Consider the following 17,509-nt stretch of genomic DNA (forward strand, 5'->3'; position numbering starts at 1 on the left):
AGGCCAATGAAGACTTCATGGAAAAGGAGGGCTTTGTCTCGAAGGTTCACAGGAAGAAACCGCATCTCAAGCCTATGCCCAGGCATATCCAGAAATCCAATGCTGGAAAGTCGGTGATCCGCTCGCGTGTCGAGCATGTCTTTGCCGATCAGAAGTCACAGACGGGGCTCTTCATCCGGACCGTCGGTATCACCCGAGCCACCATGAGGATCGGGCTCGCCAATATCGTCTACAATATGCGCCGTTTCCTCTTCCTGGAGCGGATCAGCGCGAATGCATAGCAATCCAGCGGGGGGCAGCCCCTGATCTGCTCAAAACGCAGATCAAAAGCTCTCCAGAAAACCGTCAATCAAATCGCCAAAACCCAGAAATTACTGGCCAAGCACATCAATCAACGGTTCTTCGATCCCTCCATCTTTTACATACCAGAGCGTGTTGAACAGAAGTTTTTCCGGCAGAAACAGGCGGACAGACGAGGGCACCAGTTTCAACACCCACATGTAAACCGCTTCCATTTTTTCGCGGTCGTTGAGCACTTCACTGGCAGCCGCAACGGCCACCATCAGAACGGCTTTTTCAATATAGGGTTTATATTTCTTAAGGAATTCTTTCGGGATTATTCTTTTCGGGGTGTATTTCTCAACAGCCCTCCTCCCTAAAGACCCAGCTTTCTGGCCAGCCGTCACCAGTCTGGTTTTCAGCCGCTCCACCTTCTTCGGTTTTTCTTCAGCAAGCAGAAACTGTGCCTCATGGGGCGGGAGACCCTCTGGCACCAGACTGGCTCTGACAACATCTTTATCTGGCACTACGGATCAACCTGAAGGTGACTTTCAAAAGCAGGCAGAACACAATCCTGTGGTTATGTTCCCGCCCTGACGATAGCAGCCGGACGAGCAAGGTTCAAACCACCTCGTAGGACAGGATATCAGGGCGTTATGGACGGCAGGCCGGAGCGGATAAAGGCAAATTGCGCGCCCCCCTCTTCCTGCGCCTTCACTCCCGGTGATGAGCCCGTGCGCCGTGCCGACACTTTTTGCAAAAGTGGCGCAGCTACGCGGTCTTCCTGCAAAAGGCCGATCAAGGCGCGCGCTCGCAGCATTTCATCATCATTCGCCAGACTGTAGTAAATGGCCCGGGACTCGCGGCGAGGCAGAATAACGGACGCCCGCCGTAACGTGCCCAGTTGCTGGCTGAGGGTCGGCTGGCCAATGCCTGTTCTGCTTTCCAGTTCACTGACAGCCAGAGGACCATCCAGCAGGGCATCCAGAATCATCAGCCTCTGCGGCTGGGCAAACAGCTTGAGCCGCTCCACAAGCTGCTTCGCCATAGCGAGAGAAAGGCTGCTCATACCTTCTCATCCGGCCGGAGCACCATGAACCATGCCGGGCCAGCTTCCGCCACAGCCTCCTGCCTCTGGGGGGTGGGCTTCACCACGTCCTCTCCCGGCATCCATCCCTCCGGGGCCAGCACATCCCCTACCGCAACCCGTTGCAGGGCCGCCAGCAGGCGCACCAGTTCGGCCACGGAGCGCCCGACTGTCATGGGGTACCATGTTATGGCCCGCACAATGCCATCCGGGTCTATCATATAGGCGGCCCGCACCGTGGCACTGCTCCGGGCGGTGCTGTCCAGCATGCCATAGGCCCGGCTGATGGCCATGGACGGATCTTCCACCACAGGGAACGGGATCACCACGCCAAACTGTGCCCGGATGGCATCCACCCACGCCAGATGAGAGGGCAGACTATCGACCGAAAGCCCGACCAGCGCACAGTTCATGGCGCGAAACTGCGGCTCCGCGCGCGCCAGAGCAATAAATTCACTGGTACAGACCGGCGTAAAATCCGCAGGATGGGAGAACAGCAGCACCCAGTGCCCGCGAAGGGTACTTAACGTCAGGTCACCCTGCGTGGTCCGCGCCACGAAATCGGGGGCCGTATCTCCAATCCTGAGGGGAGACGGCGCCTGAGAAAAGGAACAGGCTTCAAACGTAGGATCGCTCATGCTGCGTTACTTACGCGGATTGCTCTTCTTGACGCAAGATGGTTTCATATTTAATGAAAACGAATATACATTCTTAAGTTAATCCATAAACTAAAAAGGATGCTCCCCATGACGGATGCCTCTGTTGCCTCGGCCGCGGAACAGATCCTGCTGGCTGAACGCGCTCCAGACAAACGGCCTATCGTCAAAACCTTTTTTGATGACGCAACCTTTACCGCCAGCCATGTGGTGCATGACCCGGAAACAAAGGCCGCCGCCGTGGTGGACAGCGTTCTGGACTATGACCCTGCCTCCGGTCGCACCCGCTACGACTCTGCCCGGAAAATTGTGCAGTACGTGCGGGAGAACGACCTGAACGTCATCTGGCAACTGGAAACCCATGCCCACGCGGACCATCTTTCCGCCGCCCCCTGGCTACAGGAGCAGATTGGCGGGAAACTGGGCATTGGGGCTGATATCACCCGTGTGCAGAACGTGTTCGGCAAGATTTTCAATGCAGGGACCAGCTTTGCGCGGGATGGCTCACAGTTCGACCACCTGTTTCATGATGGTGACCGCTTCCAGATCGGCTCCCTGAACGCCATCAGCCTGCATGTTCCCGGCCATACTCCGGCAGACATGGCCTTCGTGATCGGCGATGCCGCCTTTATTGGCGATACACTGTTCATGCCCGATTATGGCACCGCCCGTGCGGATTTCCCCGGCGGGGATGCCCGGACGCTGTATCACTCCATCCGTCGCCTGCTTTCCCTCCCGGAACAGACACGCCTCTTCCTGTGCCATGACTACAAGGCGCCGGGCCGCTCGGAATTCGCGTGGGAGACCACAGTAGGGGCCGAGCGCAGGCATAATATCCATGTGCATGACGGCGTGCCGGAAGAGGATTTTGTCAGCATGCGCACAAAGCGGGACGCAACCCTCTCTCTGCCCAACCTCATCATGCCATCCGTGCAGATCAACATGCGCGGGGGACATATGCCGGAACCGGAAGAAAACGGCGTCAGCTACATCAAGATTCCCGTCAACACACTCTGAGCGGTTAGTCCGGCAGCGCTCCTCCTCCGTTTTTTGAGGCACACCCTACAGAATGACAACTCCCCTTGTGCAGACCGGTCTGGAACTTTTCTCCGGCTCTCTGGTTGGTTTTACTCTCGGGCTCATTGGCGGCGGCGGCTCCATTCTGGCTGTGCCGCTCATGGTGTATCTGGTGGGTGTTTCCAATCCGCATGTCGCCATTGGCACCAGCGCACTGGCTGTTGCGATCAATGCACTGGTGGGACTTGGGCAGCATGCGCGTGCTCACACTGTCAAATGGCGGTGCGCGGCCATTTTTGCCTCATGCGGTGTGCTGGGGGCTTTTCTCGGCGCGGCTCTTGGAAAAGCCGTTGATGGCAAAAAACTTCTTCTGTGCTTTGCCATTCTGATGATTGGTGTGGGGATTCTCATGCTGCGCGGATGCAGAAACGAAGGCTGCCCCGGCGCAAGCTGCAACCGTGACAATGCTGCGAAAGTTGCAGGGTTTGGCGCAGGAACCGGTCTTCTGTCAGGCTTTTTCGGCATTGGCGGGGGGTTTCTGATTGTACCGGGTCTGATTGCCTCTACCGGCATGCCGATCCTGAATGCAGTTGGTACCTCACTGGTGGCTGTTTCGGCTTTCGGGCTGAGCACGGCTATCAGTTACATGTTTTCCGGGTATATTGACTGGTCTCTGGCCGGACTGTTCATTCTGGGCGGAGCGGCAGGCAGCCTGCTGGGAACACGGGTGGCACGCTCTCTGGCGCAATCCAGAGGAGCCCTGACGATTTTCTTTGCCTGCGTGATTTTCTTCGTGGCCCTCTACATGATCTGGCAGAGCCTGTACGGCGGATAATTCCTTCAGACCGTATATGCGCGCGCCGCGGCAATGGCGGTATGGAGCTGAGTGTAGATATTGTCCGCTCCCACAACAGCACTGATCCCGTGCCGGTCCATATCCGCGCGTAAAAACGGATTAACCCTGCCAAACAGAATATGAACCGGCTTTGCCTGTAACTCTCTCAAAACATCCCGCAGCAGGCTGGCCGCAGAATAATCAATATCCGTAATGGCGGAGGCATCCACCACAATACAACAGACAGGCGCGTGCGCCGTGTTGATCAGAAACCGGATATCCTCTGAAAAGCGATTGCAGTTTGCATAAAACAGATCCGCACAGAAGCGATATACTATCAGCCCCGGCTCAGTCTCAACGCCCGCTTTCACCTGTGTTGCTTCCAGAAGATGTGTATGGGCATCTTCCTGCAAAACCATAGTATGTGGCTCATAACTATGCCGAACATGCCGGAAAAGAGAGAGCATGATGGCCACCAGAATACCCTGCTCCACCCCGACACCCACAACAGTAGCCATGGTTATCAGCGCCAGACCGAATTCACCGGGGCTTTCCTGCCGGATCCGCCTGAGTGCCCGTAGATCGATCATTCCCATTGCAACACTGAAAACAATCGCGCCCAGCACACAGCGTGGCAGATAGTGGAGTGGTGCCGTGAAAAACAGCAGGACAATCAGGGTCACACAGGCAAAAACAAGCTGCGCCCGCTGGCTGCGCGCGCCAGCCTGCACCGCCATGGCTGTCTGTGTCGGGCTGCCATTGACCGTAAAAGTTCCGCTCAGCCCCGCCAGCGCATTCGCAAGACTGAGGCCAAGAATATCCCTGTTTTCATCAACAGTTTCCTGAAATTCCCAGGCATATGCACGGGATGTGGCCGCACTTTGCGCAATAATCACAAAAACACAGGATGCCGCAACAGGAAGAAGGCTGAGCGTGTCATTCCAGCTCACATCAGGCAGGGACAAAGAGGGCAGTCCGCCAGAAAGCGGCCCCACCAGCGCAACCCCCCGCGCCTCCAGCCCCAACGCCCAGCTTGCAAAAATACTGCACCCTACAACCAGCAAAGCAAGAGGCTTATGCGGCGCAAGCTTTGCCCCCGCGAACAACAGGGCATACACCCCCAGAGAAATTCCGGCACACAGCGGCACCATATGCGGCAGGGCCTTTAACAGATCGAAGCATTGCAAAAGCGGATTATGTGCCACACCATGCAGGCCAAGCATGTCATACGCCATGGCGATACCAACCTGTAACCCCACTCCGGCCATAAACCCGACCAGCACCGTGCGGGACAGAAAATCTGCCAGAAACCCCAGCCGGAACAGCCGCGCCACCAGCAGGCACACCGCACTGAGCAGTGCCACCATGCTGACCAGCGCCATGTAATGGGCACTGCCCGGCGGTGCCATACGCCCCAGCGCACTGGAAAAAATAGCGGCCGTTGCGGAATCTGCCGCCACCACCAGATGCCGTGAAGACCCCGCCCAGGCAAACGCCACCAGCGGGAGCAGAACCGTATACAGCCCTGTGACGGCTGGCATGCCGGCAATACGGGCATAGCCGAGAACCTGTGGAATATTCATGCAGGCCAGAGAAAGCCCCGCCAGGCTATCCCGCAGCACCCCGGCCCGCAGAACTCCGCCCCGCACACCTTGGGCTCCTGCCCTGAACAGGCTCTTCAGCATTGCATCCACTCCAATGGTCTCTTGGTCCATCAGAGCCTTTTGCAGCCATTCCCGGCTTTCGTCACCTTATTTGCCGGATTTGCCGGGCAACCCAGTTTACTGACCAGCCCAGCCCCAAAGCCAGAGGCAACCGGACACAAACCGCGCCGGGGCGGAAGGGCTGGTTTCGTCCCGCGCTTTATTCCGCCGCCAGCGCCTCATGATAACGGAAACGCGCCGTCTTCACGTCACAGGTGTAAGACTGCATGAGGACGCTGGCATTTTCAGCCAGTTCACGCACGGACTCCAGAATATATGCCACCTTGGCATCATCCATCAGAACACTGAAATTCAGCCGCACCCAACCCGGTTTTTCCACTTCCTGCCCTGCGCGGATCGCTCCCTGCATCCGCATAGACTCCTCCTGCTCCACGCCCAGAAGCCGGTGTGCGTATGGTCCCGCACAGGCACAGCCTCCGCGCGCCTGAATACCGTACAGGTCTGACAGCATCCGGGTAAACAACTGATGATGCACACGTGCGCCTGAAGCATCTCGCACACGAAACGAGAAAATGGGTAGATGCTGTTTTGCCTGAGAAGACCCTAGAATTTCCAGATACGGGCTCCCCTGCCAATACTCAGAGGCCCGCTGATACAGCGCCTGATTCCGCTGCGCCATAAAATCCGCCCCGATGGCCTCTTTCACCAGAAAACACAGGGCCGCGCGAATATTCCCCACCACATCGGGTGTTCCGGCCTCTTCCCGCACGATCACGCTGGCAGAATACTCATGCCCCCATGGGGAGACAAACCGCACCGTGCCACCACCCGGCAGCGTGGGCTCCTGCGTGGCTACCGCCGCCTCACGCACAATCAGCACCCCGGACGCTGCTGGGCCACCAATGAATTTGTGCGCTGACACCACAACAGCATCTTTTTCCGCATCTGTTCCTGCCTTCATGTCAATCGGCAGATACGGGCCGCCCCCCGCGTAATCCCAGACAACTTTCGCGCCATATTTTTTGAGAATTCTTGTGACAGAATCAGTCTCTGTCACAATACCCGTTACATTGGAAGCTGCGGAAAAAGCGCCGATAACCAGCCGCCCCGCCTCAGCCCCGGCCAGACAGGCTTCCAGTTGGGCCAAATCCGGTCCGCCCTCCAGCGCCTCCGCAATCTCGACAAGCTCCGCACCGCTTTCGCGCCAGGGCAGAATATTGGAGTGATGTTCATACGGTCCAACCAGCACCAGCGGACGCGCTCCGGCACGCACGGCATCCCGCACACCCAGCAGATGCACAAGGCGGTTCAGGCCAGCCGTTGCACCGTTCCCGGTGAAAATGGTCGCAAAACCCTGTTCCGCGCCGCACAGCCGGGCAATGATCTGCCGGGCCTCATGCCGCATGCGGTTCATGACCTGCCCGCAGAACGAAGCCTCCGTGTGGCTGTTCGCATAATACGGCAGAACCTGCGTCATCACGGCCTGCTCGATCATCCCCAAAGCCCGGCCGGACGCCACATAATCCGCATAGACCAAAGTTTTCGGGCCGAACGGACCGGGGATGGTCACATGATCCCCCACCAGATCAGCACGCAGGCGGGCAATATGCTCCCCACCGCGAAGTGCTGCGGCAAAATCGGTAAAAAAATTCTCGGGAGACGATGTGATCATAATCGGGAACCATGAAGGCTGGAAAGCAGGATGCGGTGCCAATCGTAAAATGGATCGCATCAAAAAAGATTCCCTATTTCATGATTGAATCGCCCTCAGTTCGATCATATGATCGGGCATGTCCTATAAACTCGATAGTTTTGATCGCGCTATTCTACGCGCTTTGCAGCAGGATGCATCGCTTTCCCAGCGAGATCTGGCTGAGCGGGTCGGCATGTCCCAGAATAGCTGCTGGCGCCGCCTGCAGGCGCTGCGGGCCGCAGGGATACTGCAGGGAGAAACATTGCGTCTGGACCGGGCCGCAATAGAGCTGGACCTGACAGTGCTGGTCCTGATCAAGACCCGCCACCATTCGCAGGAGTGGCTTCAGAACTTCCGGCACATCATCCTTTCCATCCCCAATATCGTCGATTTTTACAGGATAGCCGGGGAGTATGATTACATGCTGAAAGTGGTTGCGCGGGATATGAACGCGTTTGATGCGATATATCGGAAAATGATCGAAAAAATCGACATCGATACCGTCACATCCTACATGGCCATGGAAGCCATCGCGGATAACCGCCCCCTGCCTGTCTAAGGGGGCTCTCTCTGATTCAGCAACCCATTTTCTTACTGCTAGCAAGGAGATTTTCATGACTGTCACACTGTATCACAATCCCGCCTGCGGTACATCCCGCACTGTTCTGGGCCTTATTCAGGACGCCGGGATTGAACCGGAGATTATCCTGTATCTGAAGACACCCCCCACCCGGGAGGCTCTCGTTGAACTGGTCCGGCAGACAGGCAAACCCGCCCGTGACCTGCTGCGCCAGAAGGGCGCATTATATGAAGAGTTGAAGCTGGATGCCCCGACAGTAACGGAAGACCAGATTCTGGATGCCATGGCGGCACATCCGGAACTGATCAACCGCCCGATTGTCATCACCGAAAAAGGCACGACTCTCTGCCGCCCGGCAGAACTTGTAAAAGACCTGCTCCCCTGAGCGAGTTTCCTGCCCCGCGCAAAGCGGGGCGGGGCGCTCTTTCAGCACTCAACATCTGGCGCGATTTTTTCATTCCGATTTATTATGTAAAGCTTTCCCCATATTCCCAGAGAACGTGCTTTCACGTAAGATTATCAGTGATAATCTTATTCTTTTCTATTTTGAGACGATATTTCTGAATATCTTTCCAGCTTTCAGCATAGACAAGATATCTGACTGGCCAGTAAAGACGCCACCAGAACCAGACACGCCGTACATCCTATATCGCTCAACATGCGCGACACACACAGGCGTTCTCTCAATCAGAGAACCGCCGCACCCTTACGTCCGAAAATCATATGATTCTGCAGAGACATCATCCCGAATTTGCGTATCACAATATACGCGCGATACGCGCGGGCGTGATCGCCATATCAACCGTTCTGATCCGAATTCCCCACGCTATAGGGGCCGCCTGCCCGGACATCGAAGGAGAGAATGCCCATAGCACCCTGAGCACTTTCTTCCAGAGGCAGCAGGGCCCGTCCATTTGTCCAGGCACACCCCGAGAGGCTGGGCTCATACCAGCCCTCCGGCTGTATCTTCTCAAGAAAAACCCTTACGTTTACAGGTCTTTTATCCCTCGCAAAGGTCATATTCCCCACAAACACACCCAGAACCCGCTGATCTCCTACCACTGGACCGAACACATCTACCGGCCGCATCACGCGGGACATGATCCAGACATAACGGATGCGGGCCAGAAGCATGAAGCTGTATCGCACGCCTTCCCGCCGCATCGGTCGGATGACAGCGCCGGTATTGCTGAGCAAATGCACATCGGGGTCCGTTGGGATGAGACAGCGTCCACTCATCGCACACGCCCCTGAAAAATCATGTATCTACCAGAGGCGTTTCTGAGAAAGACTTCCAGAAACTGTTCATTTTCTGTCATCACCCTGCCTCCCGGACAAACCGGGCTTTCATACCAAACACTCAAACTGAGCCTTGATAGGCAGACATGAAAGAAGGTGCCAGCCTTTTTTACAGACTGGCACCTTCACATTTCAGGCGGAGTGACGCAGGGCCGCAGGAGTCTGCACAGGAGCCACGCTATACTGCTCGGCAGGCACAGCCGTGATGGTCAGCATCCCCATGACACCACCTGTCTGGGCCGCCAGCGGCAGCAGGGCATTGCCCTTCGTCCAGACATAGCCGGAATCGCCCGCGGCATCATGCCAGCCCTCGGAAGCCCCGCCATCCAGATGCGTGGTGATCTGGTGACGCTGGTTGCTATCCGTGAAGCAGATCGCCCCGACGGCAACTCCCAGAGAACGGCGGTCATCCACAAACGGCCCAATGACCTCGCTCGGGCGGCTGACACGAGAGACAATCCGGACAGAGTCCACGCCTGCGGGCAGCATGAAGCTGTAGTCCTGCCCCTGATGACGGATGGGGCGGATCACCGCGCCATTGCTCATCACGAGATGCAGGCCCGGGTCCTGCGTTGTCTGCACGGCATCCACGGCAGGTGTCTGGCAGCCTTCCACCTGGTCTTCCCGTGTTTCCAGATAGCGGAACAGCGGCTCCACAAAGCTGCGTTCCACACACAGGGGGGCTGCGGCATCATGGCTCCAGCTCCGGGTGCCGGTGGCGCGCAGCGTGGCAACCTTGCCCTCCTGCCGGAAGGAAGAGCGGTTCCCTGTATCCAGATAGCTTTCCGTCAGCATACCATCGGCTGTGATCACGGAGTGCTCTGCCGTTTCCACATGGTAGTAATCATAAGAGGTGATGGATTTGTCGTAGAAGATGGACACACCATTCACCAGCATACGCACCGGCACAAACCTGCCCTCAAAGAACAGACAATGTTCGGCAGTAATCAGCATATCCTTGTAGGGCACGCCATCGGAAATGGCGTCTTTAAGGACACGAACAGGCCATCCGGCTTCATCATCCGGCAGCCTAGCCCGTACTTTGGCAGAAGCCTTGCCAACCCAGACAACAGGGCGGACAACGTCCTGATTGTTCTGCCAGTCAAACGCAAGAACCTGATCACCAATTTCGATATCCTCAACGGCGACATCCCCTGCCGGTGTACGGATCATGCTGCCGGAAAGGAAGCAGATCACGGCATCACCACCCTGGATCCCAGCACTGAAGCTCGTCCCTCTGACAACATCAGAGCCATAGGTCACATCACTGTATGTGTATGTTTGCCCAGAGGTGGTGTGAAGGACAATCGGCCCGGAGCCGCTTGAATCAGAATAGGTTGCACTGCTGACCGTAGCGCCATTGACGCCAATTTTGTCTCCGTTTGAAATATTGGAGATCGGGAGGTTTGTCTGCGACGCACCGGAGGAAACCAAAACGGTGTTGCCGGTCCCTGTGCCGTAAACCACATGGGCACCGCTGTTATAGTTCCCGGTGAGCGCAAGGGTAGATCCACTGTTAACTGTAACCTGACACTGCAGGTTGCTCACAGTCATGTTGGAACCATTATTCAGAACAATCTGTCCATTATTCTGCACATTGCTGCCGCTGAAACCGGAAAGCGACGTATTGTTCAACTCAAACGTGCCACCAAACACGTTGATGTTGCTCATTGAATAATTGGTAAGATTATTAACCGCCAGCGTGCCAGCACTTTGCACAGCGGCCTGAGTCAGCTGGATGCCAGAGCTTGCAATGTTCGTGGTACCGGAATTGACATTGAGCGTAATATTGTTGCCCGAAGCACCACTGGCAAAATTAATGGTCCCGCCACTGTCAGTAACTGTTTGTACCTGGATGGGAGAAGAAATTGTCAGCGTAGAACCAGCATAAACCTGAATAGACTGTACCTGCGGAATACTTGACGGGCTCAAGTTAAACGCCGGACTACCGGACGATGAACCAATCTGTACAGCATCATTCTGACCTGGCGGAGAAGAAGGAGGGGCAGAAGAGCCGGAGATTTGCCAGTTTCTGACGTCGCTCCAGTTTCCGTCGTTTGCAGCGCCAGTCCAGATGTATGTCGACATTTTTTTAATTCCTGATTAATGAAAATTTCCAGGAATTAATATTCTCAAAGGTAATTCATGTTTTGCTTGCTTTAACGGAGCAAATTAATATATATGTGTTCACGTATTTTTAACGAGGTTCACCTTGGGAATTGCGTTCCCATTAATCAGGATTAAAAATAATACCGAATCTCCTTTATATGACGTTTGAGAGTTATGAAAAAAAATGAAATTCGCCGTAAAATTGGCTACGCACGGGTAAGCACAACAGGCCAAACCCTTGATATGCAAATGAAAACCCTAAAAAAGACCGGCTGCGAGAAAATATTTTGCGAAAAAATCAGTGGCGCGAAGGCGCAGCGTGCACAACTTCGTAAAATGATAAATTGTATCAAAAAAGGCGATACAGTCGTCGTGACACGCATCGATCGTCTGGCACGTAGTACCTTTGATTTATTCTCAATTGTCCAGAATATTACACAAAAGGGTGCCTGTTTTTACTCTCTTTCAGAACCTTGGGCTGATACGAATACCAGTACAGGAAGGCTTATGCTTGCCGTTCTGGCTGGTTTGGCAGATGTCGAACGGGATCTGATTAAAATACGCACGGCAGAAGGGCGTGCCAGAGCCATTGCCCAAGGCAAGCGTATGGGACGACCGTCCAAAATGACCGCCGTGGAAAAGCAGGAAATCATTACCCGGCGGCTAGGAGGCGAACCGCTGAAGTCTGTCGCCAATGCATTCGGGATCAGCCTGACGACTGTCTCCCGCTTTGCCCGCCAATCCAGCCTTGACAACATGAAAAAAAGAACCAGCCCGCATCTTTAATGTCCCGGCAGGAAATGCTTGGGACCATTTCCTGCCAGCCGGGCCAGAGTCTGCGGCCTTGAAACGAGTGCGGCATGTTTCCAGAACCGTTTGCAGGATACTTTGTGAAATTTCCATATCCTGTTCCGGCATTTTCGCACACACTGCCCAGTATCCGCCTTCCGCAAACGGAGTTTTGCACATCATGTCGTTCTGGAGCAGCTTCGGCCCCTTGACCGCTTTCGCTCTGGTGGCGTCCATCACGCCGGGCCCGAATAATACCATGTTAACCGCATCCGGGTTGAACCACGGCTTCAGGCGCTCAATTCCGCATATTCTTGGCGTCACGCTCGGCTTTGTGCTCATGATCGGGCTGGTCGGGCTTGGGCTGGGGGTAATTTTTGCACGCTTTCCCCTGCTCTATACTTGGTTGAAATATGCCAGTGCGGCTTATCTGCTCTGGCTGGCCTGGAAAATTGCCACTGCGGCTCCGGCCTCTGCCCAGGCTGAAGCTGGCAGGCCTTTCAGCTTTTTACAGGCAGCGGGATTCCAATGGGTCAATCCCAAGGCCTGGATTGTCGCTATCGGCATTGTGTCGGCCTATCTGCCGCATGACAATTTCCTGTTCGGGCTGGCATTGGCCTGCCTGATCTGCGGGCTGGTAACTATTCCCAGCGTCAGCCTGTGGACCGGCTTCGGAGCTATCATGCGCCGCTGGCTGACACGCCCCGGTATTTTGCGCGGCTTCAATCTGACCATGGCAGCCCTGCTTGTGGCGTCTCTCTACCCGCTCATAATGGAAGCCCGTACGCACTGAAACACCAGCAGGCAGACCGGCAGGCACTCGCCCGCCGTGCGATGCCTGCCTGATTTCAGGAATTGCCTGTTTTCAAGAATTTCTGGCCTTTATCCTTGAGATAGCCCTGTTCTACCCCTAATATGCCCGCCACTGAAGCATCTGGCTTCACTGATCAGTGACATTATGAAAAGGTGCCTGTGCATGGAGTGGACCGATGAAACAATCGCCCGGCTCAAAGAGCTCTGGGCGGAAGGCCTTTCAACCGCAGAAATTGGCCGTCGGCTCTCCATTACCAAAAATGCCGTGGTCGGCAAGGCACACCGCCTGAGCCTGCCCCCGCGCCCCTCCCCCATCCGGCGGAATGACAAACCCAAGGCGGCAGCCCCAGACAGCGCGGAAAAGGCCTCTCCTTCCGCTGCCCCTGTTGCCCCCCCCGCACCGGTAAAAGAAAAAGCCGCACAGCCTGCTGTGGAAGCAAAGCCCGCTGCCGTAACCGCGCCGGTTGCGGCCGCCGCCCCTGCCCCTCAGGCAGCAGCAGCCCCTCAGCCCAAGGCTGAAGCCGAAGCCAAACCGGCCAAGGTGGAAAAAGCCCCCGCGGCCCCGCGTGCGCCTGCCAAACCCAAGGCCCCGCTGCGCAGCATTTCAGACCCGGAACCCAAAAAGCGGCGCGGCCCGTCCTGCTGCTGGCCTATTGGAGACCCCGGCACTCCGGGCTTCCATTTCTGTGGGGCAACACCGCTGCCGGGCAAGCCCTATTGCGCTGAACATGCACAGATCGCGTATGTCAAACTGCGCGACCGGCGCGATAACGTCGCCTGATATAAAAAGCGCGCCTCCTTGCTTTCGCAAAGGGCGCGCATGCTGACCGTGGCCTGAAACAGGGGCTTGCCCCCTGCCAGACCACCGGGACAGTCAGTTTTTCAGCCTTCAGTCGTTACAGGCTTATCAGCAGCCGGTGCTGCCGCAGGCGGCTTCGGCGCGCTGGCGTCATCACCCAGCATTTCAAGCTGACCGGTGATCTGCCCACCATCTTCCACTTTCAGGCGGCGGCAGGCTGCCTTACCCAGCAGACGGCCCGTTGCGCGCAGCGTCAGGCTGCCACGGGCTGTCAGGGAGCCATCAACGGTCCCGGCAATTTCCGCGTTCTCAACTTCCACACTGCCCCGGAACAGGCCACCAGGCATCACAGCAAGTTCCTTGGCGGAAATCATGCTCGATTCCACTGTGCCTTCCACAACCAGACGTTCGGCATCCTGCACGGTGCCCTGAACGCTGATCCCGCGGCCAACAACCAGCGTCCGCTGCTCAGCCGTTTCCTTTTTAGGCTGCTGCGGGTTGAGGCCACGCGCTGCGGCACCCGGCAGAGGCGGCACAGAGGGATTGGGAGGAAGTGGGGAACCGGGAGGAAGAGGCGCACGACCCATGGGGGTCTCCTTTGCTGCGTCTGGACGGGAAGCAGGTGCCGTACCGCTGCCGGATGGCGGTGGCGAACCCGCGGGAGAAGAGGATGGAGGAAATATTGTACCAAACGCCCCGGCTGGACGCGGTGCGTCCGGCTGGCTGGCACTCTGACCGGCATTTTGCCCGGCCGGTCGGTTGTCTTCAGGCTTGCGTCGTTTAAACAAGAAACCCCCCGCCATGCTGGCTGCCGTTATGCGACAGCGGTTGTACTATTCCGTATCTGCCCGCGTCGATCCATCAAGCCGGCATTCTATTTTGTTATACAGGCGACAGGTCTGGCGGCAAGCTTCCGTTATCCCCTGCTGTTGCCCTTTTTATGGCAGCGCGATACCGAAAGAGCCGATCTGCTCTTTTTTTCAGGAAAACATACCGTCATGACCGGCTCTGAGGCAAAATACGATATTCTTGGCATTGGCAATGCGATCACTGACATTCTCGCCACAGTCGACCCTGCTTTTCTGCTCGAGCAGAATTTGATTCCCGGCAGCATGACTCTGATTGACGCCGCCCGCGCGGAAGCCCTGACCGCCAACCTGAAAGTGGAGCGGGTGATGGGCGGTGGCTCTGCCGCCAATACCTGTGTGGTGGCAGCGCAGTTTGGCGCACGGGTGGCGTATCTGGGCAAGGTCGCGGGGGATGCGGCTGGCCAGAACTTTGCGCAGGACCTGCGGGATAACGGCATTACCTTCCCCTCCACGCCTCTGGACGGACGTGTGTCCGAAAACCTGCCAACAGCAAAATGCGTTGTGATGGTCACGCCGGACGGCCAGCGAACCATGGCAACCTATCTGGGCGCATGCACCCAGTTCACCACAGAAGACGTCCTGCCGGACATGATCGCGGCCTCACGGATTGTCTATCTGGAAGGCTATCTGTTTGACCCGCCGCATGCGCAGGAAGCCTTCCGCCGCGCGGCCACGCTGGCGCACCAGAATGGCCGCCAGGTTGCACTCTCCCTGTCTGACCCGTTCTGTGTCGGCCGCCACCGCGAGGCATTTCTGGATCTCGTGAAGGGCCATGTGGATATTCTCTTCGCCAACGAAGATGAAATCTGCGCCCTGTATGAAACGGAAGATTTCGATACCGCCGCCCGCCGCACACTGGAAGACACCACCTTTGCCGCCCTGACACGCTCCGGGCTGGGCAGTGTGGTGATTCATGACGGGCAATGCACTCCGGTCGCCCCCGTCCCGACACAGGTGGTGGATACAACCGGCGCAGGGGATGCCTATGCCGCAGGCTTCCTGGCAGGGCTGACATCGGGCCGCACGCTGCCTGAATGTGGCCGCCTGGCCTCTGTCGCGGCTTCAGAAATCATTTCGCATGTCGGGGCACGCCCGCTGACCAATCTCTGGCAGGAAATGGGTTTCTAAGAAACCCTCCTCCCACACCCTCCTTCCTTCCCGAGAAGGGAGGAGGCCTCAGCAGGGAAGAAGTTCGACTTTCCCGCCTTTGACACCCAGCGCGATCTTGCCCTGACACAAGGACAAAGCCGCATCTCCAAACACTGCCTTCCGCCAGCCCACAAGAGCCGGGTTGGGTGCTGAGGGATCAAGCGCCAGAGCTTCCAGATCTTCCATGGACGCCACAAGCTTGGGAGCAACATCATGCTCTTCGCAGCAGCTTGTCAGCAGCACTTTCAGCAGAGCCATGAGCGCGGCTGAAGCCCGGGGCGCATCCTTGCCGCGATTTTTGGGCAGGCGTGGCAGTTCGGCTTCCGGCAGAGCCTGCGCCTGCTTCACAGCCTCCAGCAGGCCCGCTCCCGTGCGGCCTTCCGCCAGCCCGCGCGATACCCCACGCACCCGCGCCAGCGCCTCGACCGTTACGGGCACTGTCGCGGCTATTTCCAGCAGGCTTTCATCTTTCAGCAAACGCTGGCGCGGTACGTTCACACGCTGCGCTTCCCGCTCACGCAGAGCCGCCACAGCCCGCAGAACGCCCAGCATCCGCCGGTTATTGGTGCGGGCGCGCAAACGCTCCCACTGCTTTTCCGGGTCTGCCCGGAACGTGGCCGGGTCTGTCAGCACCGCCATTTCGGCAGAAACCCAGTCCAGCCGCTTTTCCTGCTCCAGCTTTTTCAGCAGCCGCTCATACACAAGACGCAACCACGTTACATCTCCCGCAGCATAAGTAAGCTGTGCCGCGGAGAGCGGCCGCGCGGACCAGTCCGTAAACCGGTGGCTCTTATCAATGGCATGGCCGGTTATGGAGCCGACAAGGCTGTCATACCCCACCTGATCCCCATACCCGGCAACCATGGCGGCCACCTGGGTGTCAAACAGCGGCGTGGGCAGCGCATCAAACAGGTGCAGGAAAATTTCCAGATCCTGCCGGGCGGCGTGGAAAACCTTCAGAACCGCTTCATCCGCCATCAGGGCCCCCAACGGCGCCAGATCCAGCCCTTCCGCCATGGTGTCAATCAGCACCACTTCCCGCGCACCGCCAATCTGCACAAGACACAGCTCCGGCCAGTAGGTACGCTCGCGCATGAATTCCGTATCAATAGTCAGATACGGCTCTTCACGCAGGCGGGTGAGGGTGCTCGCCAGGTCATCCGTTGTGGAAATGAGGCGGGGTTCAGGGAATGCGGGGGAGGAAGCTCTGGCCATACCTGCCTTCATACACCACCTGACGGGAAAAAGAAGCGGACAGCAGCCCTGACGTCCTGAAAAGCTTGACGAAACCCTACCCAGCTTCAACATGAAGGACATAGTGACCACAACTGAAGGAAACGCCATGACCCGCCCTGACGATGGCAGTAATGCCCTTACCCAGCTTGGCCGCTTCACCCCTGCCCCCACAAGCCCGGAAGAAGCCATTCTGGAGCGTGTACCCGCCCCCTATCCGGGCAAGAATTATCTGGTGCGCTTTACGGCTCCGGAATTCACATCCCTCTGCCCGGTTACAGGGCAGCCGGACTTTGCCCATCTTGTTATTGACTACGTTCCGGACCAGTGGATTGTTGAGAGCAAATCCCTCAAACTGTTCCTGACAAGCTTCCGCAATCACGGCGCATTTCACGAAGCCTGCTCCGTGCAGATTGCCACAACGCTGGTTGAGCACCTCTCTCCGGTCTGGCTGCGGATTGGGGCCTACTGGTACCCGCGCGGGGGTATGCCTATTGATGTGTTCTGGCAGACAGGCGCCCCCCCGGCCGATGTCTGGATTCCCTCGCAGGACGTTCCCAGCTATCGGGGGCGCGGTTAAGGGCACCGCTTCGGGCTGAAGCCCGCACATAAAAAAAGCCACCGCAAGGGTGGCTTTT

At 57.1% G+C, this 17,509-nt stretch carries 18 protein-coding genes and 1 pseudogene; 10 read left to right on the plus strand and 9 right to left on the minus strand.

Annotated elements, in window-relative coordinates:
- A pseudogene (locus GOB82_RS03460) lies at positions 1-281 on the plus strand (IS5/IS1182 family transposase); the annotation flags it as partial.
- Positions 282-371: 90 nt separating this feature from the next.
- Here GOB82_RS03460 and GOB82_RS03465 read toward each other — a convergent pair.
- From GOB82_RS03465 to GOB82_RS03475, 3 genes are all read right to left on the minus strand, one after another.
- A complete protein-coding gene (locus tag GOB82_RS03465; RefSeq protein ID WP_166119755.1) occupies positions 372-710 on the minus strand; it encodes a hypothetical protein in 339 nt (112 codons plus the stop codon).
- A gap of 215 nt (positions 711-925) precedes the next feature.
- Positions 926-1,348 (minus strand): ArsR/SmtB family transcription factor, encoded by a 423-nt coding sequence (locus tag GOB82_RS03470; RefSeq protein WP_166119758.1) that lies wholly within the window; start codon positions 1,346-1,348, stop codon positions 926-928.
- Positions 1,345-2,004, minus strand: a complete 660-nt coding sequence (locus tag GOB82_RS03475; protein ID WP_166119761.1) for a peroxiredoxin — start codon at positions 2,002-2,004, stop codon at positions 1,345-1,347. The genes GOB82_RS03470 and GOB82_RS03475 overlap by 4 nt, the downstream gene beginning before the upstream one ends.
- Positions 2,005-2,112: 108 nt before the next feature.
- Between GOB82_RS03475 and GOB82_RS03480 the strand changes: the two genes are divergently transcribed.
- Complete coding sequence (locus tag GOB82_RS03480; protein ID WP_166119764.1) at positions 2,113-3,039, plus strand: MBL fold metallo-hydrolase; 927 nt, start codon at positions 2,113-2,115, stop codon at positions 3,037-3,039.
- Positions 3,040-3,091: 52 nt separating this feature from the next.
- Positions 3,092-3,874, plus strand: a complete 783-nt coding sequence (locus GOB82_RS03485) for a sulfite exporter TauE/SafE family protein (RefSeq protein ID WP_166119766.1) — start codon at positions 3,092-3,094, stop codon at positions 3,872-3,874.
- Between the two features lie 5 nt (positions 3,875-3,879).
- Here the strand turns inward: GOB82_RS03485 and GOB82_RS03490 are convergent, their stop codons facing one another.
- Both GOB82_RS03490 and GOB82_RS03495 read right to left on the minus strand, forming a co-directional pair.
- A complete protein-coding gene (locus GOB82_RS03490; RefSeq protein ID WP_166120380.1) occupies positions 3,880-5,559 on the minus strand; it encodes a SulP family inorganic anion transporter in 1,680 nt (559 codons plus the stop codon).
- 178 nt (positions 5,560-5,737) lie between these two features.
- A complete protein-coding gene (locus GOB82_RS03495; protein ID WP_166119769.1) occupies positions 5,738-7,210 on the minus strand; it encodes an aminotransferase class V-fold PLP-dependent enzyme in 1,473 nt (490 codons plus the stop codon).
- Positions 7,211-7,328: 118 nt separating this feature from the next.
- On the opposite strand from GOB82_RS03495, the gene GOB82_RS03500 reads away from it, so the two are divergent.
- Entirely contained in the window at positions 7,329-7,790 is a 462-nt protein-coding gene (locus GOB82_RS03500) for an Lrp/AsnC family transcriptional regulator (protein ID WP_166119771.1), read from the plus strand.
- Positions 7,791-7,845: 55 nt separating this feature from the next.
- Entirely contained in the window at positions 7,846-8,196 is a 351-nt protein-coding gene (arsC, locus tag GOB82_RS03505; protein ID WP_166119774.1) for an arsenate reductase (glutaredoxin), read from the plus strand.
- Between the two features lie 413 nt (positions 8,197-8,609).
- Here arsC and GOB82_RS03510 read toward each other — a convergent pair whose 3' ends face one another.
- Both GOB82_RS03510 and GOB82_RS03515 read right to left on the minus strand, forming a co-directional pair.
- Entirely contained in the window at positions 8,610-9,050 is a 441-nt protein-coding gene (locus GOB82_RS03510; protein ID WP_166119776.1) for a hypothetical protein, read from the minus strand.
- 192 nt (positions 9,051-9,242) lie between these two features.
- Positions 9,243-11,042 carry a Hint domain-containing protein gene (locus GOB82_RS03515; RefSeq protein WP_242007177.1) on the minus strand — a complete coding sequence of 600 codons (1,800 nt, stop codon included), beginning with the start codon at positions 11,040-11,042 and terminating at the stop codon, positions 9,243-9,245.
- Positions 11,043-11,393: 351 nt separating this feature from the next.
- Between GOB82_RS03515 and GOB82_RS03520 the strand changes: the two genes are divergently transcribed.
- The 3 genes from GOB82_RS03520 to GOB82_RS03530 all read left to right on the plus strand — a co-directional run bounded on the left by GOB82_RS03520 (position 11,394) and on the right by GOB82_RS03530 (position 13,602).
- Positions 11,394-12,005, plus strand: coding sequence for a recombinase family protein (locus GOB82_RS03520; RefSeq protein ID WP_166119778.1), 612 nt, complete (start codon positions 11,394-11,396; stop codon positions 12,003-12,005).
- A 184-nt stretch (positions 12,006-12,189) separates the two neighbouring features.
- Positions 12,190-12,801 (plus strand): LysE family translocator, encoded by a 612-nt coding sequence (locus tag GOB82_RS03525; RefSeq protein ID WP_194300357.1) that lies wholly within the window; start codon positions 12,190-12,192, stop codon positions 12,799-12,801.
- 183 nt (positions 12,802-12,984) lie between these two features.
- Positions 12,985-13,602, plus strand: coding sequence for a GcrA family cell cycle regulator (locus tag GOB82_RS03530; RefSeq protein WP_166119781.1), 618 nt, complete (start codon positions 12,985-12,987; stop codon positions 13,600-13,602).
- Positions 13,603-13,703: 101 nt separating this feature from the next.
- Here the strand turns inward: GOB82_RS03530 and GOB82_RS03535 are convergent, their stop codons facing one another.
- Positions 13,704-14,423, minus strand: coding sequence for a bactofilin family protein (locus tag GOB82_RS03535; protein WP_194300358.1), 720 nt, complete (start codon positions 14,421-14,423; stop codon positions 13,704-13,706).
- Positions 14,424-14,618: 195 nt separating this feature from the next.
- Here GOB82_RS03535 and GOB82_RS03545 point away from each other — a divergent pair, with 195 nt between their 5' ends.
- Positions 14,619-15,617 (plus strand): adenosine kinase, encoded by a 999-nt coding sequence (locus GOB82_RS03545; protein ID WP_166119788.1) that lies wholly within the window; start codon positions 14,619-14,621, stop codon positions 15,615-15,617.
- Between the two features lie 48 nt (positions 15,618-15,665).
- Here GOB82_RS03545 and rnd read toward each other — a convergent pair whose 3' ends face one another.
- On the minus strand, positions 15,666-16,853 hold the full coding sequence (rnd, locus tag GOB82_RS03550) for a ribonuclease D (protein WP_166119791.1): 1,188 nt from the start codon (positions 16,851-16,853) through the stop codon (positions 15,666-15,668).
- 127 nt (positions 16,854-16,980) lie between these two features.
- On the opposite strand from rnd, the gene queF reads away from it, so the two are divergent.
- Positions 16,981-17,451, plus strand: a complete 471-nt coding sequence (queF, locus tag GOB82_RS03555; protein ID WP_166119793.1) for a preQ(1) synthase — start codon at positions 16,981-16,983, stop codon at positions 17,449-17,451.
- Positions 17,452-17,509: the final 58 nt, after the last annotated feature.

The organism is Acetobacter farinalis (assembly GCF_011516935.1).
Lineage (GTDB): Bacteria > Pseudomonadota > Alphaproteobacteria > Acetobacterales > Acetobacteraceae > Acetobacter > Acetobacter farinalis.

Excerpts from the sequence above, each read along its gene's own strand:
- GOB82_RS03470 (WP_166119758.1), bottom strand. The coding sequence starts at position 1,348 with ATGAGCAGCCTTTCTCTCGCTATGGCGAAGCAGCTTGTGGAGCGGCTC.
- GOB82_RS03530 (WP_166119781.1), top strand. The coding sequence starts at position 12,985 with ATGGAGTGGACCGATGAAACAATCGCCCGGCTCAAAGAGCTCTGGGCG.
- queF (WP_166119793.1), top strand. The coding sequence starts at position 16,981 with ATGACCCGCCCTGACGATGGCAGTAATGCCCTTACCCAGCTTGGCCGC.
- GOB82_RS03480 (WP_166119764.1), top strand. The coding sequence starts at position 2,113 with ATGACGGATGCCTCTGTTGCCTCGGCCGCGGAACAGATCCTGCTGGCT.
- rnd (WP_166119791.1), bottom strand. The coding sequence starts at position 16,853 with ATGGCCAGAGCTTCCTCCCCCGCATTCCCTGAACCCCGCCTCATTTCC.
- GOB82_RS03495 (WP_166119769.1), bottom strand. The coding sequence starts at position 7,210 with ATGATCACATCGTCTCCCGAGAATTTTTTTACCGATTTTGCCGCAGCA.
- GOB82_RS03520 (WP_166119778.1), top strand. The coding sequence starts at position 11,394 with ATGAAAAAAAATGAAATTCGCCGTAAAATTGGCTACGCACGGGTAAGC.
- GOB82_RS03490 (WP_166120380.1), bottom strand. The coding sequence starts at position 5,559 with ATGCTGAAGAGCCTGTTCAGGGCAGGAGCCCAAGGTGTGCGGGGCGGA.
- GOB82_RS03485 (WP_166119766.1), top strand. The coding sequence starts at position 3,092 with ATGACAACTCCCCTTGTGCAGACCGGTCTGGAACTTTTCTCCGGCTCT.
- GOB82_RS03545 (WP_166119788.1), top strand. The coding sequence starts at position 14,619 with ATGACCGGCTCTGAGGCAAAATACGATATTCTTGGCATTGGCAATGCG.
- GOB82_RS03525 (WP_194300357.1), top strand. The coding sequence starts at position 12,190 with ATGTCGTTCTGGAGCAGCTTCGGCCCCTTGACCGCTTTCGCTCTGGTG.
- arsC (WP_166119774.1), top strand. The coding sequence starts at position 7,846 with ATGACTGTCACACTGTATCACAATCCCGCCTGCGGTACATCCCGCACT.
- GOB82_RS03510 (WP_166119776.1), bottom strand. The coding sequence starts at position 9,050 with ATGAGTGGACGCTGTCTCATCCCAACGGACCCCGATGTGCATTTGCTC.
- GOB82_RS03500 (WP_166119771.1), top strand. The coding sequence starts at position 7,329 with ATGTCCTATAAACTCGATAGTTTTGATCGCGCTATTCTACGCGCTTTG.
- GOB82_RS03535 (WP_194300358.1), bottom strand. The coding sequence starts at position 14,423 with ATGGCGGGGGGTTTCTTGTTTAAACGACGCAAGCCTGAAGACAACCGA.
- GOB82_RS03475 (WP_166119761.1), bottom strand. The coding sequence starts at position 2,004 with ATGAGCGATCCTACGTTTGAAGCCTGTTCCTTTTCTCAGGCGCCGTCT.